The organism is Plantactinospora sp. ZYX-F-223 (genome assembly GCF_039649625.1).
Taxonomy (GTDB): domain Bacteria; phylum Actinomycetota; class Actinomycetes; order Mycobacteriales; family Micromonosporaceae; genus Plantactinospora.
On sequence record NZ_JBDJAV010000013.1, the window covers coordinates 130,573 to 148,842 of the forward strand.

Here is an 18,270-nt window from a genome sequence, read left to right on the forward strand (position 1 = left end):
CCGGCACCGTCCGCCTCGGCGGGCAGCGGTCGCAGCATCAGCTCCATCCACTGCGTCGGGTTGGTCAGCGGGGTGAAGCCGACCTCGGCGTACACGCCGTGCGCGTCCCGGGTGGTGAGCAGGATCCGGCGTACGCCCAACCGGGCGAGATCGTCCCGGACGGTACGCACGATCCAGCGGGCCAGCCCTCGACCCCGGGCAGCCGGGTCGACGTAGACGTCGCAGAGCCAGCCGAAGGTGGTCCCGTCGGTCACCACCCGGGCGAACGCCACCTGACGGCCGTCGCCCGGGGCGTACACCCCGTAGACCGTCGAGCCCTCGATCGCCCGGAGCAGGACCTCACGGGGCCGGCCGAGCGCCCAGTACGCGTCGGTGGCGAGCCAGTGGTGCACCCGGTCGACCTCCACCCGCTGGGGATCGGTGCAGAGCTCGTACCCGTCGTCTCGTGTCACGGTCAGCACGCCGCGACGCTATCCCCGCCCCGCCCGGTCGGCCCGAGCCAATTCCCGACCAGTGGTCGGCGGCTGCCCGGGGCCGGCCGGTGACCGGCGCCGGCCCAAGGCAAACGGCGCTCAGTCCCGGTCCATCAGCAGGCCGAGCAGCCAGGTGACCAGGCTCACGAACAGCGCGCCGAGCACCGCCGCCGGCCAGAACCCGTCGACCTCGAACGGCAGGCCGAGCCCGCCGGCGATGGCGCTGGTGAGCAGGAACAGCAGCGCGTTCACCACCAGCGCGATCAGCCCGAGGGTGAGCAGGTAGAGCCCGCAGCCGAGGGTCTTGATGACCGGCTGGAGCACGCCGTTGACCACCCCGAAGATGATCGCCACCAGGACCAGCGTGCTCACCGCCTCGCCGACCGAGTCGGTGTCCAGGGTGATCCCCGGGATGATCAGCGTGGCGAGCCAGAAGGCCAGGGCGGTGCCGGCGAGCCGGACGAGAAGCCCTTTGAGGAAACCCATGCCCGCAGATAGTGCCACGTGATCTCAAATCCGCCCAGATCAAACCCTGGCCGGACGATGGCTGCCGACCGTCGTGCAGCGGGGGCGCGGCTACCGGGCCGGCGGGCCGATCAGCTGCGCCTCGATCGGGGTGGCCGAGAGCAGCGCCCAGCGCAGCACCCGACGGTTGATCACCCCGACCATGTCGGCCCGGATCCGGGTCAGCCAGTCCGCCGAGTCGCCGAGCCCGAGCGCCACGCCGGCCAGCTGGGCCTCGTGCGGCCGGAGCGGCTGCAACACCACCAGGTCGGCCCGGGAGACGGCGTCGACGTCGACCGGAGCCAGCTCGTCGCGTACGACCAGGCTGGTCTGCCAGCCCGGCCCCGGCTGCGAGTCGGCCGCCACCGGGCCGACGTCGACCACCACCAGCAGCGGGTGCAGTTGGGTGCCGGGCGGGCCGCCCACCGGCCGACCGGGCGGGATCATCGCGATCGGCGCGCCCGGCCCGCTGGCCCCGCGGACGAACGGCTCCCAGGCGCGCGGCCTGGCGGTCTGCACCACGATCCGGGCGCCGAGCGCCATCGCCCGCAGCGCGACGAGCTGCGCGGCGCGTACGCCGCCGATCAGCACCACCCGGGTGGTCTCGGCCCGGAACAGCCGGGCGACCACCGCCGCGCCGTGCCGGTTGGCGCCGAGCATCAGCCCGGCCAGCCCGATCGGCAGGTCGAGAGCGTCCACAGAGGAGGCCGGCAGGGTGGTGGCCGGCGCCGGGGCGGTCGGACCGGCGCCCAGCACCCCCAGCGGCAGGGTGGCGGCGACGCCGTCGAGCTGCTCGCCGTCCAGCCGCCGGGCCACGGCGTGCTCGGCGGAGAGCAGCCGGCGCAGCGCCTGGACGGCGGTGCCGAGCGCCTGGGGGCTGTCGGCGGCCAGCCGGACGGTGACGTCCACCCCGATGCTGTCGGTGCCGCCGCCCGCCCACGGGCCGGCGCTCACCGAGACCGTGGTCGCGGTCGCCGGCAGCGCCAGCAGCCGGGGAATGAAGCGGCGCCCGGTCTCCGTCCGCAGGTCGGGCCAGCGGCGCAGCCGGAAGGTGGTCTGCAACAGCCCGCCCAGGCTGACGCCCTGCCAGTTCTCCCGGGCCGGTTGCGCGCCGTCGTGGTGCACCGTCTCCGTGAGTACGCCGAGCGCGGCGCGTTCGCCGAGCACCCGGGTCGGCACCGGGGCGAGCCGGCGGCGCACCTTGCGTACCGCGCTGGAGAGCGCACGGCGCAGGTCCTCGTCCGACCAGCCGTCGGCGCGCAGCACCCGGACGGCGAGCAGGGCCCGCTCGTGCCCGAGCAGCCGCCCGTCGGTGAGTTGCCGGTACGACGTGGCCGGGGTGCCGGTGCCCGCGCCCAGCGTCGGCGCCGGAGCACCGGTCAGCACCAGTTGCACCCGCATCGGCGGGGTCTCCGCGCTCGCCGCCGGCAGCAGACCGGCCGGGGAGAGCAGCGACTGCGGGGTGTCGGCGAGCATGCCGACCTGGTCACCGAGTTCGAGTACGGCGGTCAGGCCGTAGGCGTCGCTGACCATGCAGGCGGCGTCGCCGGCGAGGTCGACCGGCAGCACCACGGCACCGGGGTTGACCAGGTCCAGCAGGGCCTCCGGCGGCGCGGCCTGCGGCAGAGTCCGCCGCCGGGAGGAGTAGCGCATCCCGATGGCGATCCACTCGAAGAGCCAGCGCCGACGCATCCGGATCCAGGTCAGCAGCACCAGGGCGACGGCGAGCAGTGCCGCCCCGGCGAGCAGCAGTGGGCCCTGGCTGGCGGCGGCGAGGATGAGCGCCAACGCCACCTGGAGGGCCACGATCTGCCCCGCCCGTACGCCGAACAGGCCGGACCGGGTCGGAGTGGACGATGCCGGCAGTGGCGCCGGTGGCGACCGGTCGATCCGGCTGCCCGGGGTGCCGGTGGGCCGGGTCCGGTTGTCTGCCGCAGTTAGCGTCACCGCGATAGCCTCCCCTGGATGGGCGTCGGCCGTGGGCCCGCCCCCCGCAATTCGCTCAGGGGCCTATCGTATGGGCCGGACCAACCGGAGAGGGGGCCCGCATGCCGTCGCGGCAGGATCAGTTGCATTCCTACCAGTTCATGGTCCAGCGCGTGGTGGGCGCGCTGGTCATGCGGGAGACCGATCCCGCGCAGTCGCCGTTCCGGCGAGCGGCCGGCGCCACCCTGGCCAGCGTGCTGATCGCGCTGATCGGGATCGGTGGTTCGGTGGTCTACGGGGTCTTCGTCGGTGGCGGTGCCACCAAGTGGAAGAACTCCTCGGTGGTGATCGTCGAGAAGGAGTCCGGCGCGCAGTACGTCTATATCAGCGACACCCAGACCCTGCATCCGGTGCTCAACTACGCCTCGGCGCTGCTCATCGTCGGCCAGCCCGCCCCGAAGACGGTGTCGGTGTCGCGCAAGTCGCTGGAGGGCCAGCCGCGCGGCGTGACGCTGGGCATCCGGGACCTGCCGGAGTCGCTGGCCCCCAGCAACCGGCTGGTCTCCGGCGGCTGGACGATCTGCTCCGAACCGCGTACGGGTGGCGCCGGCGGGCAGCCACAGTCGACACTGCTGATCGGCAAGGCGGCACCGGGCGGTCGGGAGTTGGGCGACGAGGGCCTGCTGGCGGTGCACCCCAACGGCCAGCTCTTCCTGATCTGGCACAACCGCCGGCACCTGATCCAGAATCCCGATCTGATCATCAGTGCGCTGACCTGGGGCAGCGAGCGGCAGGTACCGGTGGCGCCGGCCCTGCTCAACGCCCTGCCCGCCGGGGCGGACCTGGACGAGATCCGGATTCCCGACGCGGGCGAGCCGTCCGACGCGGTGGAGGGCGCGAAGATCGGTGAGGTGTTCCTGGTCGAGCGGCAGGGCGGCGGCGGCCAGTACGCGGTGGCCAAGCGCGACGGCCTCTACAACATCACCGAGGTGCAGGCCAACATCCTGCTGACCAAGGATGTCGTGAAGCAGGGCGACGAGACCAAGCTCTCCCAGGGCCAGTACGGCGCGATGCCCAAGAAGGGCGACCTGGTGCCCGGCAACGACGCGGCGGCACCGGCGACCACGCCGAAGATGGCGGCGGCGGAGGGTGGCGTGGTCTGCGGCGACGTGCCGGACGACCGTGGGGTGCAGGGCATCCGGCTCGGCGCCGACATGTCCGGGATCCCCGATCCGCCCGCGACCTCGGCACAGTCGGCCCGGGGCGGTGCGCTCGCCGACCAGGTGGTGCTGGAGCCCGGCCGGGGTGTGGTGGTCGAGGCGGCCGCCGCACCCGGTGCCACCGGCGGCGCCATCTCGGTCGTCACCGACCAGGGACGGCGGCATCCGGTGACCGGCGGCGAGGTGCTGGGTAACCTCGGCTACGGCGCCGCCAAGCGGGTACGGATGCCGAGCATCCTGGTCACGCTGATCCCGGACGGGCCGGCGCTGGATCCCGAGAAGGCCCGCGACCGGGCCGGCGTGCAATAGGCGAGCGGGAAAATGTGCTGGTGGGAAAGAATATCGGTGACCGTCGGTAGCTGCCGGTCCGGTTCATTGCGGTACGGGTTTGTCCACAGGGTGGCCCGAAGGGGTATCCAAGGCTTGCCCTGGCCCGCTACCGTCGGCTACGGAAGTAATTGCCAAGTTGTGCCGTGACCCGTCGGGGGAGCGGACACGAACCGGGGAGTCCACAGTGGGCGCTCCGGGTTGACGACGAGTTAAGGGAGCGGGGTGACTTCGGGGGTGTCCCAGACGCAGGCAGAAGCCGCGGTGATGGAACAGACCGCCACGAAGTTCGAGTCGGTCGACCAGTCGCTGCAGAGCATGCTGAGCAGCCTGATGGGTCAGCTTGAGGTGCTGCAGTCCGCGTGGCGCGGTGCTGGTGGCCGCTCGTTCGAGCAGGTCAAGCAGCAGTGGGCGCAGAACCAGGAGCAGATCCACCGCGCGCTGCGCGAGACCGCGACTGCGATCCGTACCTCCGGCCAGCAGTACGACGCGTCCGACACCGAGGCGTCGAGCCGGATGAACGCCACCAACGCCGGCGGCATGACGCTGCCGCTCTGATTTGGACCGGGGAGGGAAGATCCGATGAGTGACGGCCTTCTTGTCGTCAATTTTGCCGCGTTGCAGCAGGCCAGCGCGGACATCCAGAAGGCGTTGAACACGCTCGACTCGCAGCTCGACCAGCTGGAGTCGGACGCCGCGCCGCTCGTCAACACCTGGGAGGGTGAGGCGCAGCAGGCGTACTACCAGCGGCAGACCAAGTGGCGTCAGGGTGCGCAGGACATGTCCAACATGCTGCGCGACATCAAGATGGCGCTGGACGAGTCCGCCGCGGACTACCTCAGCACCGAGAAGAAGAACACCGGCCTGTTCCAGTAAGGCCTGCCGTACCACCCAGACTGCCCCGGGCTGCCGCGCGATCCGCGCCGCACCCGGGGCATCTGCTTGGGCGTACCGCCTCCGGGTGCCGGCGGCGCCCGCCGAGGGCTAGGGCGTCGGGCCGGCGGGGCGCCAGCCGCGGCGGGCTCCCCGGGGCAGTACCACGGCGAGCAGCAGCGCCGCCAGCGCGACGGTGCCGGCGAGGCCGGCCACCCACAGGGCCCGCTCCTGGCTTGCTGAGCGCCGCTCCGCCTGGGCCACCTCCGCCGGGTCGACCTGGTGCGGTGGCAGCCCGGCCGCCTCGGGTCGCCGGTTCGGCGCCGCCGTGTCGGTGACCGCCCGGTACGGGTTGAGCATCCCGGCGCCGTAGGCGTCCCGATCGGAGCCCGGCACCGGATCGGTGGTGGCGATCAGGCGCTGCGCCACCTGCCGCGCGTTCAGGCCGGGCCAGTACTGCCGGATCAGCGCGACGGTGGCGGTCACGAACGGGGTGGCGAAACTGGTGCCGTTGTCCAGCACGTGCCCGCGCTCCGGCACCGCGACCACCACGCCGCCGCCGGGCGCGACCAGGTCCACGTAGTCGCCGCGCTGGGAGAACGGGGAGACCAGCCCGTCCTCGCCGACCGAGCCCACCCCGATCACCCCGTCGTACGACGTCGGGTACGGCCTCGGGTTCTTGTCCGCGTACAGGTTGCCGGCGGCGGCGACGATCACGACGTCCTTCTCCAGGGCGTACTCCACCGCCCGCTTGAGCTCCGGGTTGTCCTGGTAGTACACGACCGAGAGGTTGATCACGTCTGCCCCGTTGTCGACCGCCCAGCGGATCGACTGGGCAAATGTCCCGACGGTTACGCTGGGGCCGTTCTCCTTGCCCTCGATGACCTTCTGCTCGCTCACCCGTATCGGAAGGATCTTGACCTGGGGCGCGAGCCCGCGGAAGGGGGTGCCCTCCCGAGGGGCGGCCGCGATGATGCTGGCCACACCGGTGCCGTGCCGGACGCAGTCCCGCTTCCCGTCGGAGTCCGAGCCGAGGAAGTCCTGCCCGCGCAGGACTCGGCCGCGCATCTGCGGGTGCGTGTCGTCGACGCCGGAGTCGATCACCGCCACCGTCACGCCAGCTCCGACGGTCAGCGGCGCCAGCCGCTCCGGGGCGTACCGCTGTTGCGCCCACGGCAGCGTGGTGATGGGCTGGGCGGGTGGGGTGTTGTTGTCACAGCCGGGCAGGGTCCGCTGGGCGACCGGCGGGGCGAGCGGTGCCGCCGTGGCCGGACCGGCGGCGATCGGCGGGACCGCCAGCACGGTGATGGCGCCAACCAGCGTGAGTCGTATTGTCCGGCCACGCATCGGTCGCCTCCGAAATCGGTTCGGTCCGCCATCGGGCCGGATCGTCATCGGTCCGGCTCCGCCCACCGGATGCTATCGGTGGATCGCCGCGAACGGCATCCACCGCCAGCCAACCATTGTGATCCGGTCCCCACCTTGTAGGTTGTACGCGATGCTTGTGGCCTGTTCGGCGAGAGGGAGGTGGCCGTGACCGAATGGGAGCCAGCCACCGAGACCGAGGCCGCGATGCGGGACGCACTGCGCGCGGGCGACCAGGAACTCTATTTCCGCATTCTCGCCCGTACCGATCTTCTGTTGCCGGTCTCCGCCGAGGCGCTTGCCGGTCGTGCGCCGATGGGCTGGGGCACCTGGACCACCGGTGGCCGGACGCACGTACTCGCATTCACGTCCACCGCCGCGCTGCGCGCGTGTCTCGCCGAGAACGCCGGATCGACCCGGCGGGCACCCTACCCCGAACTGGCCACCGGATGGCCCAACCCGGAGTGGTGGCTCGCGGTGAACCCCGGGCTGCCGATCGAGGGTTACCTGCCGGCCTGGTTCGTCTCCCAGCTCTCCCGGGGCGACGTACGGCTGCCCGGCCGCAGCATGGGTGCCCGGGCCCGGCTGGAGCAGGTCGAGCGGGCCGCCCGGGCCCGGGCCACGGCCGCCGTACCGCGCCGCCCGCCGGACGGGCCGAGGGCGGAGCCCGCACCGGCCGGGGCGTTCCGGGCGGCCGAACCGGACGGGCTGCCGTTCCGGCCGACTGACCCGGACGGGCTGCCCTCGCGCTCGCCCGGGGTGTCGCGGGCGTCCGCCGATCCGTTCCGGTCGACGGACGCCGACCCGTTCCGGTCGACGGACGCCGACCCGTTCCGGTCGACGGACGCCGACCCGTTCCGGCCGATGGATGCCGACCCGTCCCGGTCGGTGGACTCGGACTCGCCGGGGCTGCCGCTGCGGTCGCCTGGGGCGTCGCGGGAGGCCGCCGAGTCGTTCCGGTCGGTGGAGCCGGAGCCACCGGCGCACCCGTACCGGCCGGTCGAGCCGTCTCGGGAGCCGGCCGAGTCGTCCCGGTCGGTCGAGGCCGAGGGCGAACCGACCCCGATGGTGCCGCCGGCCGGCGAATGGGTCCCGGTGGCGCCCCCGACCGGCGAACCGACAGCGTTCCCGTCGTCTCCGGAACCGGCCTCGGCCCCGCCGAGCGGCACCCCGGCCACGGTGCCGGTGATCGCACCGACGCCGGCCCGGGGCGGGCTGGGCGGAGACTTCGGCAGCCAGATCTCGGAGGACACCTCGGCGGGCTGGATGACGCCGGCGGGTCCGACCCGAGCCACCTCGCCGAACACGGCGAACGGCAGTTCGCCAGCCGTGCAGGGGCCGGCTGGTCCGGCGTCCTCGGTGTCCGCGCCGCCGTCCAGCGGTGCGCCGGGCGGCCCGCCACCGGCCTGGCACGGGCTCGCGGGCCAGCAGGTCGACCGACCCGCCGAGCCGGTCGAGAATCGGACGCCGGAGGAGCGACCCGGCACGCCCGCTGCCCCGTGGACTCCGCCGTCGGAGGTCCCGGCACCGGCGGCCTGGACGCCACCGGCCGCGCGCTCCGAGCCGTCACTGTTCACCCCGGTCTCCCGACATCCGGCCGGTGACTCGCCGTCGGAGGCGGGCGAGCCGTGGTCCGGCGTGACCGCTGAGGGTCCGACGACGGCGTACGAGGTGGCCGGTCCCGGACGGCCCGGCACCGATCCGGTTCCCGCGAGCCGCACAGCCGCCGATTCGGAACCCGCGGAGGCTCGTCCCACCGAACAGATCCTCACCGGTACGGGTCTCACCCAGTCGTTCTCCGGCCGGTCGTTCGCGACGGAGTCCCTGACGATGGGCTCGCTGCCCACCGAGGGGTTCGGCGCCGCCCCGACACCCACCGAACAGTTCGCCGCCGCCCCGACACCCACCGAACAGTTCGCCGCCGCCCCGACACCCACCGAACAGTTTTCCGCCGCCCCGACACCCACCGAGCAGTTTTCCGCCGGCCCGTCCGCCACCGAGCAGTTCGCCGCCGGTCGATCGGTCCGCGAGCAGTCCACCGCCGGCCCGTCCGTCCGCGAGCAGTCCGGCTCCGGGTCGGCCCCGACCGAGCCGATTCCGACCGAGCCGATTCCGCCCGAGCCGATTTCGCCCGAGCCGGCCGGTGGCCGGCCGCCGGCCGTTGACCAGGGTACGACCGGACCGGTCGCCGCCGAGCCGCAGGCCGGCGCCGATCCGGTGCCCGCCCGCCGGTTGCCACCGGACTTCGTACCGGCCAACGAGGTCGAGCGGAGCCTGCTGGACGCCGCCGGTGACGGCAGCACCGACACGTTCCTCTCCACGCTGCTGCTCGCCAGGGTGCTGCTGCCGGTGGCGTTCAACTCGGCCCCCGGCGCCCGACCCGGTGACGACGGCTTCGAGTGGCGTACCGAGTTGTTGGACGGGGAGCGCTACGTCGTGGTGTTCACCTCCCCGGAGCGGCTCGGCGACCACCTGCCGGAGACCATCGACACCGTCGAGGTCAAGTTCGCCCAGTTGATCCGGCGGTGGCCGGACGACAACTATTCGTTCGCGGTGAACCCGGGCACGCCGGTCGGCGCCAAACTTCCGGGTGGGCAGATCGTCGCGCTGGCGAACTGGGCCGCCGAGGTGGGCCTCGGCGACGACACCGGTGAGCCGGTGCCGCAGGCTCCCGCCGAGGAGGAGGCGCCCCGGCCGACGTACGCGCCGGCTCGGGACGATCCGGGGCGGCCGACGATGATGCAGAAGACCATCGCCCCCAGCCAGCTCTCCTACTATCTCGACCGGGGCTACGACCGGGTGTCGGGCTTCGTGCACCGGGCGTCCGAGGTCGCCCACCTGCGTACCCCGGCGAAGCTCTACGCCGCGCTCGGCCTGAACTACCCCGGTTCGCCCTTCGACCGGGACGCCGAGGAGATCTACGTGCTCCGCTGGCCGGCGTACCGGCCCAGCCTCTACCGGATCCCGTACGGTGGCCAGAACGAGGCCGCCATGCGGGCGATGGAGGGCTGGGTTATCGAGCGGCCGCCGTTTCGGGGCAACGGGTTCGCGCCGGGCGAGAGCAGTGACGTGGTGGCCGAGTTCAAGGTGGACAGTGTACGGCTGCCGCACGGCGCGCAACTGCACCGGATCGGTCTCGACGGCACCGAGCGGCTGGTGGCGACGCTGGACTGCGACGTACCCGTCTGGCGCCGGGCCGAGGAGGGCTGATGCGCGACGGTTACGTGGCCCAGTGGCGCGGCCGGGAATACGAGGCCAGCCCGGCCGGTGACGACGTACGCCTCTACCAGGCGGAACCGGGCGAGGGCTTCGAGGAAGTCCGGCCCGGGCGGTACGTCCGGGTGGTGGCCGCGGCCGAGGTCGGCGAGCTGGTCTACGTCCGGACCAGATGCTCGTGGCAGGGCCAGCCGTTCATCGTGCTCGCCCAGCACGACAACTGGCTGCGGGTGGAATACACCGGCGGGCGCTGGCCGGTCGCCGAGGCGATGGGGCTGGAGGCGTTCGACTTCGGGGTCTACCAGGGGTGGGCACCGGCGGCCGAGGTCACCGACCTGCGGGAGAACCGCGCCTGACCTCCGCTCGCAGGCGGCCGTCCGTGAGCCGGGGCGGGACGACGGTCAAGACTTGGCCCAGCGCAGCACCTCGCCCAGCACCAGGTCGGTCGCCTCGACGTGCGGGAAGTGGCCGACGTCGTCGAGCAGCCGCCACTCGTACGGGGCCACCACGTAGCGGCTGGAGCCCTGGGCGGTTCGCGGCAGCGACGCCTGGTCCAGCGCGCCGTGCAGTTGCAGGGTCGGGGTGATCAGCGGCTTCTGCATCAGCTTGACGAACCGGTAGCCGTGCAGGCGCAGCACTGACCGGAACGCCCAGCGGTAGCCCTCCATCGCGCAGAACGCGGCCTGCGGAATCCGCATCGCCTGCCGGCAGCGCTCCGCGTAGTCGGCGAAGCCGGGGCTCCGCACCCAGTGCGGTCCGCCCCAGCGTTGCAGGAAGTAGCCGACCAGCGCCGCGTCGTCCCGGGTCAGCACGTGCTCGTACCGCGGGATCTGGAACTTCAGCGTCGGGGTGGCCGCCGCGAACTGGCCGCGCGGGTCGGCGAAGATGCCGGCGCGCAGCCGCAGCGGATGCGGTGCCGCGAGCACCACCAGCCGGCGGACCAGGCTGGGGTGGAAGGAGGCGGCAGTCCAGCCGATCATGCCGCCGGCGCCCGAGCCGACCAGCACCGCCGAGCGTTCGCCGAGGGCCCGGATCAATCCGGCCACGTCGGCGGCGAGCGTGTAGCCGTCGTACCCCCGGGGCGGCTTGTCGCTCGCGCCGTAGCCGCGCAGGTCGACCGCGACCGCCCGGTAGCCGGCGTCGGCGACCGCCGGCAACATCTCGTGCCAGGCCCACCAGAACTCGGGGAAGCCGTGCAGGAACAGCACCAACGGCCCGGTACCGGCCTCGACGACGTGGAACCGGCTGCCGTTGGCGCCGACGAACCGGTGCGTCCACGGCCCGTCCACCAGTACGCAGGACTCGTCGACGACCGACCTGCGGCCGCCGCCGCGCTCGCTCATGCCGCCTCCCCCGGTGTGCCGGCGAGCCCGGCGGCTTCCCACGACTTCACGGTGCCCCGGGTGTCGGGACACAGCCGGCTGCGCTCGCTTCGCCGCTCCTCGCTGACCTGGCCGGTTCGCTCCCTCATGTCCACAGCCTAGGGCCACCGGTGCGGGACGGATCCGGCGCAACCTACGGATCAGGGGATCGTCCGGGAATTTCCCGGGCTGCCCGGGCCGGTCTAGGTGGTTACGACTAGTTCTACGAGGCACTCCGCGAGGCCAGCCGCGACGGGCTTCGGTGGGTCGGTTCCGAGCACCTGCTGGTCGCGGTGCTATCTCTGCCGGACAGCGCTGCGGTCGCACCTCCCTCGCGGCGCTACGCTCGGCCAGCGACGCGGCCCGCGACGCCGGTCACCCGCACGCCGGCATGCCCCACCTTCTCGCGGCCGTCCTGGTCGAGGCCGACGGTCCGGCCGCACGCCTGCTACCCAATCTCGGCGCCGACCCCGCAGCTATCCGGCGGCGAGCCGTCGCCCGCCTCGCAACGTCTTCGCCCTGAGCCATCGGTCAGCCGGCCCGTCATCGAGAACAGGCCGGCGGGGTACGAAGGCGTAGGTGGACATCGCCTGGCAGTAGTTCTTCGGCATGACGCTGCTTGTAGGTCTTCGGGTCCAAGGCTGGTGGCCGGCCGCGTTTGGAACCCTTGGCCCGTCGGTGGGCGTCCTGGTCGGTCTTGCTCGGGAGGGTCGCGGCGATGCCGCGCCAGGGGGTCGGGAACGCCGGTGACGTCGACCGGGTGGTCCGACTAGCGTGCTGGGATGACTTCCGCCCGTCGGCTCGACCATTCCGACCTGCCGGTGCCGCTGATCCGGGTGCAGGGCACACCGGCCGAGTGCGGTGCCGGGTACGGTGCCGCGGCCCGTGACCTGATCACCGCCAACCTGGAGTTCTACCTGCGCCGGTTCCGCGAGGAGGGCGGGTGGGACGAGGCGGCGGTGACCGTCGCCGGGCGGGCGTTCCAGGAGGCGACCCGGCGGCACCATCCCCGGGTCGCCGAGCTGCTGGACGGGGTGGCCGAGGGGGCCGGGGCCCGGGTCGAGCAGGTCTACGCGCTGAACGCGCGTACCGAGCTGATCTACGGCCGGCACCGGGACGGCGGGTCCGCCGCCCCGCCGGACGCCGATGCCGGCGGCTGTACCGCGGTCGGGGTGCTCGGCACCCACACCGGCAACGGTCACCTGCTGCTCGGGCAGAACTGGGACTGGCACCCCGACCAGCGCGACGTGATGCTGCTGCTGGCTACCCGGGACGAGCGCGGGCTGACCGTGCTGACCCTGACCGAGGCGGGCATGGTCGCCAAGACCGGGCTGAACTCGGCGGGGGTCGGCGTCTGCGTGAACATGCTCGGCTGTGACCGGGACGGGCTGCCGGGCCCCGGGGTCGAGCCGGGCGTGCCGTACCACGTGCTGCTCCGGGCGGCGCTGGAGGCGGACAGCCTGGCCGAGGCACTGAAGGCCGCCGTCCGGGGTACCCGGAACAGCTCGATCAACCTGCTGCTCGGCCAGGCGGCGGAGGCCGGCGGCGAGCTGATCGACCTGGAGCTGGTGCCCGGGGACGCCGGCTGGCTGCACCCGGTGGACGGGTACCTCACGCACGCCAACCATCTGGAGACAGGGCTGCCGGTCCACGACGCGATGAAGGACTGGGGCGGTTCGTCGCTGTTCCGGTCCGCCCGGGCCAGGCGGCTGCTGGCGCCGAGGGCGGCGGTCGGAAAGGTCGGCGAGGGCGACCTCGCGGCGCTCTTCCGCGACCACGCGAGTTTTCCGCACGGCATCTGCCGGCACGTCGACGAGCGGATGCCGCTGGCCGAGCGCTCCGAGACGGTCTATTCGGTGCTGCTGGACCTGGATGACCGGCGGTTCGGCATCGCGGCCGGGCCGCCGTGCGAGCACCGGTACGGCTGGCTCGACCTGGCCGCCGGCTGACCACCGTCCCCGTGCACGCGAGCGGGGCCGGAAGCGCTGTCCGCGCTTCCGGCCCCGACCGTGGTACGTCTGATCAGCGGATCAGTTGGTGATCTTGATGATCGCCAGGTCGCTGATCAGGCGGTTCTCCAGCAGCAGCTCGATCTTGGTGCCGGTGCCGGCGACCTTGACCGAGTTCATCGGGTTCTGTGCCGTCCAGTACCGGTTCGGGTCCGAGTCGTTGAAGACCGTCACCGGGTTCAGCTTCGGCACCGTGGTCGCCACCCCGTTGAGGTGGAACGTCTGCGCCGGCTTGGCGAACCGGCTGAACGTGGCGTCGTAGCTGCTGCGCCGGTTGGTGACGTTGCCGACCCCGGGCACCGTGATCGGGCCGGGCCGGACGTCGACCGGCAGGTTCAGGCCGAAGCCCGGGTGGACGATGGTGTCGTTGTCCTCGTACGCGTAGTTCACGTACCAGACGAGCAGGCCCTGCGGGTTCTTGAACCGCTCCACCCAGTCCGGCTTCGAGTTCTGCCAGCCGAAGTTGTACGGACCGGTCTCCAGGGTCTTGTCGTACCCGTAGTAGGTCCGGTACTCGGCGATGTAGAAGCGCGGACGCAACTCGGTGACCGAGCCGACGGACCGGGTGAAGCCACGGGCGGTCCACTCCGGCTGCTCGGTCTCCGCCCCGTCGGTCCAGACCGGCGCGCCGTTCTTGACCAGCGAGATGTTGTCGAAGAACGCACCGGCGAGGTTGGTGCCGTTGTCGCTCTGGTAGCGGTAACGGAACTGCACCGTCTTGCCCAGGTACGCGGAGAGGTCGTAGTTCAGGTCGACCCACTCGTCGTTCGTGGAACCGTCGATGCCACTCTCGCCCGGCTCGATCAGCGGGTTGGTCAGCTTGGCCCAGGTGGCCCCGCCGTCCGTCGACACCTCCGCGAAGAGGTAGTCGAAGTTCTCCTCGATCTCGTACCACGCCTTGGCGTTGACCGCGGCGCTGGTGGCGCCGGTGAGGTCGAGTTCCCGGGTCAGCGTGTTGTTCAGGTTGTCACCGGTGCCACCCCACCACTCGCGCTCGCCCGCGAACGGAGTGTTGTAGGGGATGGTGACCTCCTGCCCCGGCAGATTGACCACGATCGCCTGGGCGAGGCCGTCGGTGTCGCCGGCCGCTCCGAGCGTGGCGTACGTGGTGCCGCTGTCCCAGTCCACGGTCGAGTAGTTCAGCCAGCCCAGGTAGAGCTTGGACCAGGGGTCCATGTAACCGGGCGTGGTGCCGATGTCCTGCTTGCCGTGGTTGAGCCAGGAGCCGGACGCCATCAGGCTCCAGAACCCGACGCCGTTGTCGCCGCCCTGCGTGTCGTACAGGTCGGGCAGCCCGAGGTCGTGGCCGTACTCGTGGGCGAAGACGCCCAGGCCGCCGTTCTCCGGCTCCGTGGTGTAGTCACGGATCCAGAGCCCGGTGTCGCCGATCTGCACGCCGCCGGCCTTGTTGAACTCCGGCCCGGCCGAGCCGGCCAGGTCGGTGAAGGCCGACCAGCGGTGCGACCAGATCGCGTCCGCGCCCTGTGCGCCGCCGCCGGCCTCCTCGCCCTCACCGGCGTGCACCGCCTGGAAGTGGTCGACGTAGCCGTCGGCCTCGTTGAAGTCGCCGTCGCCGTCGTGGTCGTACCGGTCCCAGACGTCGAACTGGGCGAGGTACTGCTTGATCTGCTCCTGGGTCTTGCCCGCCGCGACCTGCGACTCGTACCAGGCGTTGGCGGTGTCCTTGACGAAGTTCCAGTAGCCGTCCCGCTCGGCGATCTCGTTGCTGCCGTACCGGGCCTCGTTGAACGGCACCTGGACCCAGTCGCTGACGTCGCCGCCGACGGTGTACCGGCCGCCCGACTGCTTCAGGTAGAAGTCGGCCATCGACTCCTTGCCCTTGGCGTAGAAGAGGTCCAGGTACGACTGGCGGTTGTAGTCGGCCCGCCAGATGGTGCTGTTGTCGTCGGTCGCGCCGCCGTCGTAGGTGCGGTCCGGCTGCTTGATCTGGTTGTGCAGCGGGCCGTCCGTGCCGCCGGTACGCGGGTCCTTCTGGTCGCCGAACTCGACCAGGATGGTGAAGATCGGGTCCGTCTTCGGGGGCTGCTGGTATTCGACGAACCGGTCAGCCTTGATCTGGATGACTTTCGACCCGTTGCGGGTCTGCAGCTTGGCCTTGCCGGAGAGCAGGGCGGAGATGGCCTCCCTGCGGACCTGCTGGTGCTCCTCGGCGAGCGGGTCGGGCAGGTTGTCGGCCCGGTGGGCCACACCCTGGGGATCCCGGTCCGCCGGGGCAGGCGCCGCCGGAGCGGCGGACGCCGGCACGGCGACCGCACCGGCGGCCAACAGCGCGGCCGTGGCACCCGCCAGACCGGCTGTGACTCGTCTCCTCAAAGGTCCTCCTCCTTTGTGGAAGTGTTACAGGACAGGCCGGCTCTTGGCGGGCACTGTCATCAGACGCGACCATCACCATTGCAGATGGACCGAACGCTGTCACGGGTCGAAGACGGCTCGTCGGGGTAGTCAGATCTACGTCTAATCAGGGCGAAAGCATTCTAACGGCCACCTATTTTCGCAGATAGGAATGTCACGATTCGGCTACGGCAGGAACCCCGACCGTTCGTGCCACGTCCCCGCGTCGGCAACCGGGTGAATGGCGCCGGGTCGCGCCCGCACCCACCCGTACCCCCTGACCGGCCCGACCACCCGCGTCGGACACGACGATGGGCGGCCCCGGAGCGGGTCCGCCCATCATGCGGTGTGTGCTGGTTCGGGCCGTGCGGTGGTCGTCGCCGGTCCGGGGGATGCGGGTCAGTCCTCGTCGGACTTGCCGGAACGCATCCCGGATGAGATCAGGTCCATCACCGAGGAGTCCTGCAACGTGGTGACGTCACCGAGCGAGCGGTTCTCGGCCACGTCGCGCAGCAGCCGGCGCATGATCTTCCCGGACCGGGTCTTCGGCAACTCCGGGACCAGCATGATCTGCCGGGGCTTGGCGATCGGGCCGAGGGTCTTCGAGACGTGCTCCCGCAGCTCGGCGATGAGCGCCTCGCCCGCGTTGCCCTCGGTGTCGACGGAGCCGCGCGGGATGGTGAAGGCGACGATCGCCTGCCCGGTGGTCGGGTCGGTGGCGCCGACCACCGCCGCCTCGGCGACCGACGGGTGTGAGACCAGCGCCGACTCGACCTCGGTGGTGGAGATGTTGTGCCCGGACACCAGCATCACGTCGTCGACCCGGCCGAGCAGCCACAGGTCGCCGTCGTCGTCCTTCTTCGCCCCGTCACCGGCGAAGTAGAGGCCCTCGAAGCGGGACCAGTAGGTGTCGACGAACCGCTGGTCGTCGCCCCAGATGGTGCGCAACATCGACGGCCACGGCTCGCGCAGCACCAGGAAGCCGCCGCCACCGTCCGGCACCGACTGCGCCTGGTCGTCCACCACGTCGGCGCTGATCCCCGGCAGCGGGCGCATCGCGCTGCCCGGCTTGGTCGAGGTCACCCCCGGCAGCGGGGAGATCATGATGGCCCCGGTCTCGGTCTGCCACCAGGTGTCGACGATCGGGCACTCGCCGCGGCCGATGTTCTCCCGGTACCAGATCCACGCCTCGGGGTTAATCGGCTCGCCGACGCTGCCCAGCAGGCGCAGCGAGGAGAGGTCGTACCCCTTCGGAATGTCGTCGCCCCACTTCATCATGGTCCGGATCAGGGTGGGGGCGGTGTAGAGGATCGTCACCTTGTGCTTCTGCACCAGCTCCCAGAAGCGGCCCTTGTGCGGGGTGTCCGGGGTGCCCTCGTACATGAGCTGGGTGGCGCCGTTGGCCAGCGGGCCGTACACGATGTAGGAGTGCCCGGTCACCCAGCCGATGTCGGCGCTGCACCAGTAGACGTCGGTCTCCGGCTTCAGGTCGAAGACCGCGTGGTGGGTGTAGGCGACCTGGGTCAGGTAGCCGCCGGAGGTGTGCAGGATGCCCTTCGGCTTCGCCGTCGTGCCACTGGTGTAGAGGATGAACAGCGGGTGCTCGGCGTCGAACGCCTCCGCGGTGTGCTCGGTCGAGGCGGTCTCCACCGTCTCGTGCCACCACAGGTCCTTCTCGTCGTTCCAGGCCACCTCCTGCCCGGTACGCCGGACCACCAGCACCCGCTCGATCGTCGGGCACTTGGCGATCGCCTCGTCAACGGTCGGCTTCAACGCCGACGGCTTGCCCCGGCGGAACCCGCCGTCGGCGGTGATCACGACCTTGGCGCTGGCGTCCTGGATCCGGTTGGTCAGCGCGTCGGCGGAGAAGCCACCGAACACCACGCTGTGGGTGGCGCCGATCCGGGCGCAGGCGAGCATCGCGACCGCCGCCTCCGGGATCATCGGCAGGTAGATCGCCACCCGGTCACCGGCGGTGACCCCGAGGTCGGTCAGCGCGTTCGCCGCCTGGCTGGTCATGGCCAGCAGGTCGGCGTAGGTGATCGTGCGGTTGTCGCCGGGCTCGCCCTCCCAGTGGATGGCCACCCGGTCGCCGTGCCCGGCGGCGACGTGCCGGTCCAGGCAGTTGTAGGCGACGTTGAGCCGGCCGCCGACGAACCACTTCGCGAACGGCGGATTCGACCAGTCGAGGATCTGGTCCCACTCCTTCGACCAGTCCAGCCGCCCCGCCTGGCGTGCCCAGAACGCCAGCCGGTCCCCGGCGGCCTCGTCGTAGGCGTCCGCGGTGACGTTGGCGGCGGCGGCAAGGTCGGCCGGCGGCGGGAACTGCCGGGTCTCCTGCAACAGGTTTGCCAGAGTCTCGCTCATGGTGGATGGCTCCTCAGGCGTCGCGTCAGTGTCGTTCGGTAGGAGGTTAATCGGGCCTGGTAGCTGGGGCGAGGGGTCCGTACCACTCACGCGACCAGACGCGCCGAATGGCGGCGTTCCGGCGCTCGCCGGTCACCGCACGTGCCGGCACCGGCGGACTGTCCGGCTGATTCCGTCGGGCTGATTCCGTCGGGCTGATTCCGTCCGGAAAGCGCCGAAGCGTTGGACGGGTGTCGGTTCCGGCGCTCGGCGCTGGCGTGCCCGGGCCGGCAACTAC

Annotated in this window: 13 protein-coding genes and 2 pseudogenes; 6 read left to right on the forward strand and 9 right to left on the reverse strand. The window is 71.8% G+C overall.

The genetic code is table 11. The annotated features are described in order from the left end of the window. Positions 1-29 precede the first annotated feature (29 nt). The 3 genes and pseudogenes from AAH979_RS15490 to eccE all read right to left on the reverse strand — a co-directional run. Positions 30-461 (reverse strand): annotated as a pseudogene (locus AAH979_RS15490) (GNAT family N-acetyltransferase); the annotation flags it as partial. A 111-nt stretch (positions 462-572) separates the two neighbouring features. Then, positions 573-959 carry a phage holin family protein gene (locus AAH979_RS15495; RefSeq protein ID WP_346258797.1) on the reverse strand — a complete coding sequence of 129 codons (387 nt, stop codon included), beginning with the start codon at positions 957-959 and terminating at the stop codon, positions 573-575. 90 nt (positions 960-1,049) lie between these two features. Next, entirely contained in the window at positions 1,050-2,924 is a 1,875-nt protein-coding gene (gene eccE, locus AAH979_RS15500; RefSeq protein WP_346258798.1) for a type VII secretion protein EccE, read from the reverse strand. A 101-nt stretch (positions 2,925-3,025) separates the two neighbouring features. Between eccE and eccB the strand changes: the two genes are divergently transcribed. The 3 genes from eccB (at position 3,026) to AAH979_RS15515 (ending at position 5,326) form a co-directional block, all read left to right on the forward strand. Then, positions 3,026-4,432 (forward strand): type VII secretion protein EccB, encoded by a 1,407-nt coding sequence (gene eccB / locus AAH979_RS15505; RefSeq protein ID WP_346258799.1) that lies wholly within the window; start codon positions 3,026-3,028, stop codon positions 4,430-4,432. A 255-nt stretch (positions 4,433-4,687) separates the two neighbouring features. Continuing rightward, the gene (locus AAH979_RS15510; protein ID WP_346258800.1) at positions 4,688-5,008 is read left to right on the forward strand and encodes a WXG100 family type VII secretion target; all 321 of its coding nucleotides are present in this window, start codon (positions 4,688-4,690) and stop codon (positions 5,006-5,008) included. Between the two features lie 24 nt (positions 5,009-5,032). Then, entirely contained in the window at positions 5,033-5,326 is a 294-nt protein-coding gene (locus AAH979_RS15515) for a WXG100 family type VII secretion target (RefSeq protein ID WP_346258801.1), read from the forward strand. A 108-nt stretch (positions 5,327-5,434) separates the two neighbouring features. Here AAH979_RS15515 and mycP read toward each other — a convergent pair whose 3' ends face one another. Beyond that, the gene (gene mycP / locus AAH979_RS15520; RefSeq protein WP_346258802.1) at positions 5,435-6,670 is read right to left on the reverse strand and encodes a type VII secretion-associated serine protease mycosin; all 1,236 of its coding nucleotides are present in this window, start codon (positions 6,668-6,670) and stop codon (positions 5,435-5,437) included. Between the two features lie 186 nt (positions 6,671-6,856). On the opposite strand from mycP, the gene AAH979_RS15525 reads away from it, so the two are divergent. Further along, the gene (locus AAH979_RS15525; RefSeq protein WP_346258803.1) at positions 6,857-9,898 is read left to right on the forward strand and encodes an SseB family protein; all 3,042 of its coding nucleotides are present in this window, start codon (positions 6,857-6,859) and stop codon (positions 9,896-9,898) included. Then, positions 9,895-10,260 (forward strand): hypothetical protein, encoded by a 366-nt coding sequence (locus AAH979_RS15530; protein ID WP_101368460.1) that lies wholly within the window; start codon positions 9,895-9,897, stop codon positions 10,258-10,260. Before AAH979_RS15525 ends, AAH979_RS15530 begins: the two co-directional genes overlap by 4 nt. A 45-nt stretch (positions 10,261-10,305) precedes the next feature. On the opposite strand, the gene AAH979_RS15535 is transcribed toward AAH979_RS15530, so the two are convergent. The 3 genes and pseudogenes from AAH979_RS15535 to AAH979_RS15545 all read right to left on the reverse strand — a co-directional run. Beyond that, a complete protein-coding gene (locus AAH979_RS15535) occupies positions 10,306-11,247 on the reverse strand; it encodes an alpha/beta hydrolase (RefSeq protein ID WP_346258804.1) in 942 nt (313 codons plus the stop codon). Next, complete coding sequence (locus AAH979_RS15540; RefSeq protein WP_346258805.1) at positions 11,244-11,375, reverse strand: hypothetical protein; 132 nt, start codon at positions 11,373-11,375, stop codon at positions 11,244-11,246. Before AAH979_RS15540 ends, AAH979_RS15535 begins: the two co-directional genes overlap by 4 nt. A 490-nt stretch (positions 11,376-11,865) precedes the next feature. Continuing rightward, positions 11,866-11,991, reverse strand: a pseudogene (locus tag AAH979_RS15545) (IS5/IS1182 family transposase); the annotation flags it as partial. A gap of 56 nt (positions 11,992-12,047) precedes the next feature. Here AAH979_RS15545 and AAH979_RS15550 point away from each other — a divergent pair. Next, positions 12,048-13,214 (forward strand): C45 family peptidase, encoded by a 1,167-nt coding sequence (locus tag AAH979_RS15550; protein WP_346258806.1) that lies wholly within the window; start codon positions 12,048-12,050, stop codon positions 13,212-13,214. Between the two features lie 81 nt (positions 13,215-13,295). Here the strand turns inward: AAH979_RS15550 and AAH979_RS15555 are convergent, their stop codons facing one another. After that, positions 13,296-15,608: an immune inhibitor A domain-containing protein gene (locus AAH979_RS15555; protein WP_346258807.1), complete on the reverse strand. Its 2,313-nt coding sequence runs from the start codon at positions 15,606-15,608 to the stop codon at positions 13,296-13,298. A gap of 417 nt (positions 15,609-16,025) precedes the next feature. Continuing rightward, the gene (gene acs, locus AAH979_RS15560; RefSeq protein WP_346258808.1) at positions 16,026-17,993 is read right to left on the reverse strand and encodes an acetate--CoA ligase; all 1,968 of its coding nucleotides are present in this window, start codon (positions 17,991-17,993) and stop codon (positions 16,026-16,028) included. Positions 17,994-18,270 lie beyond the last annotated feature (277 nt).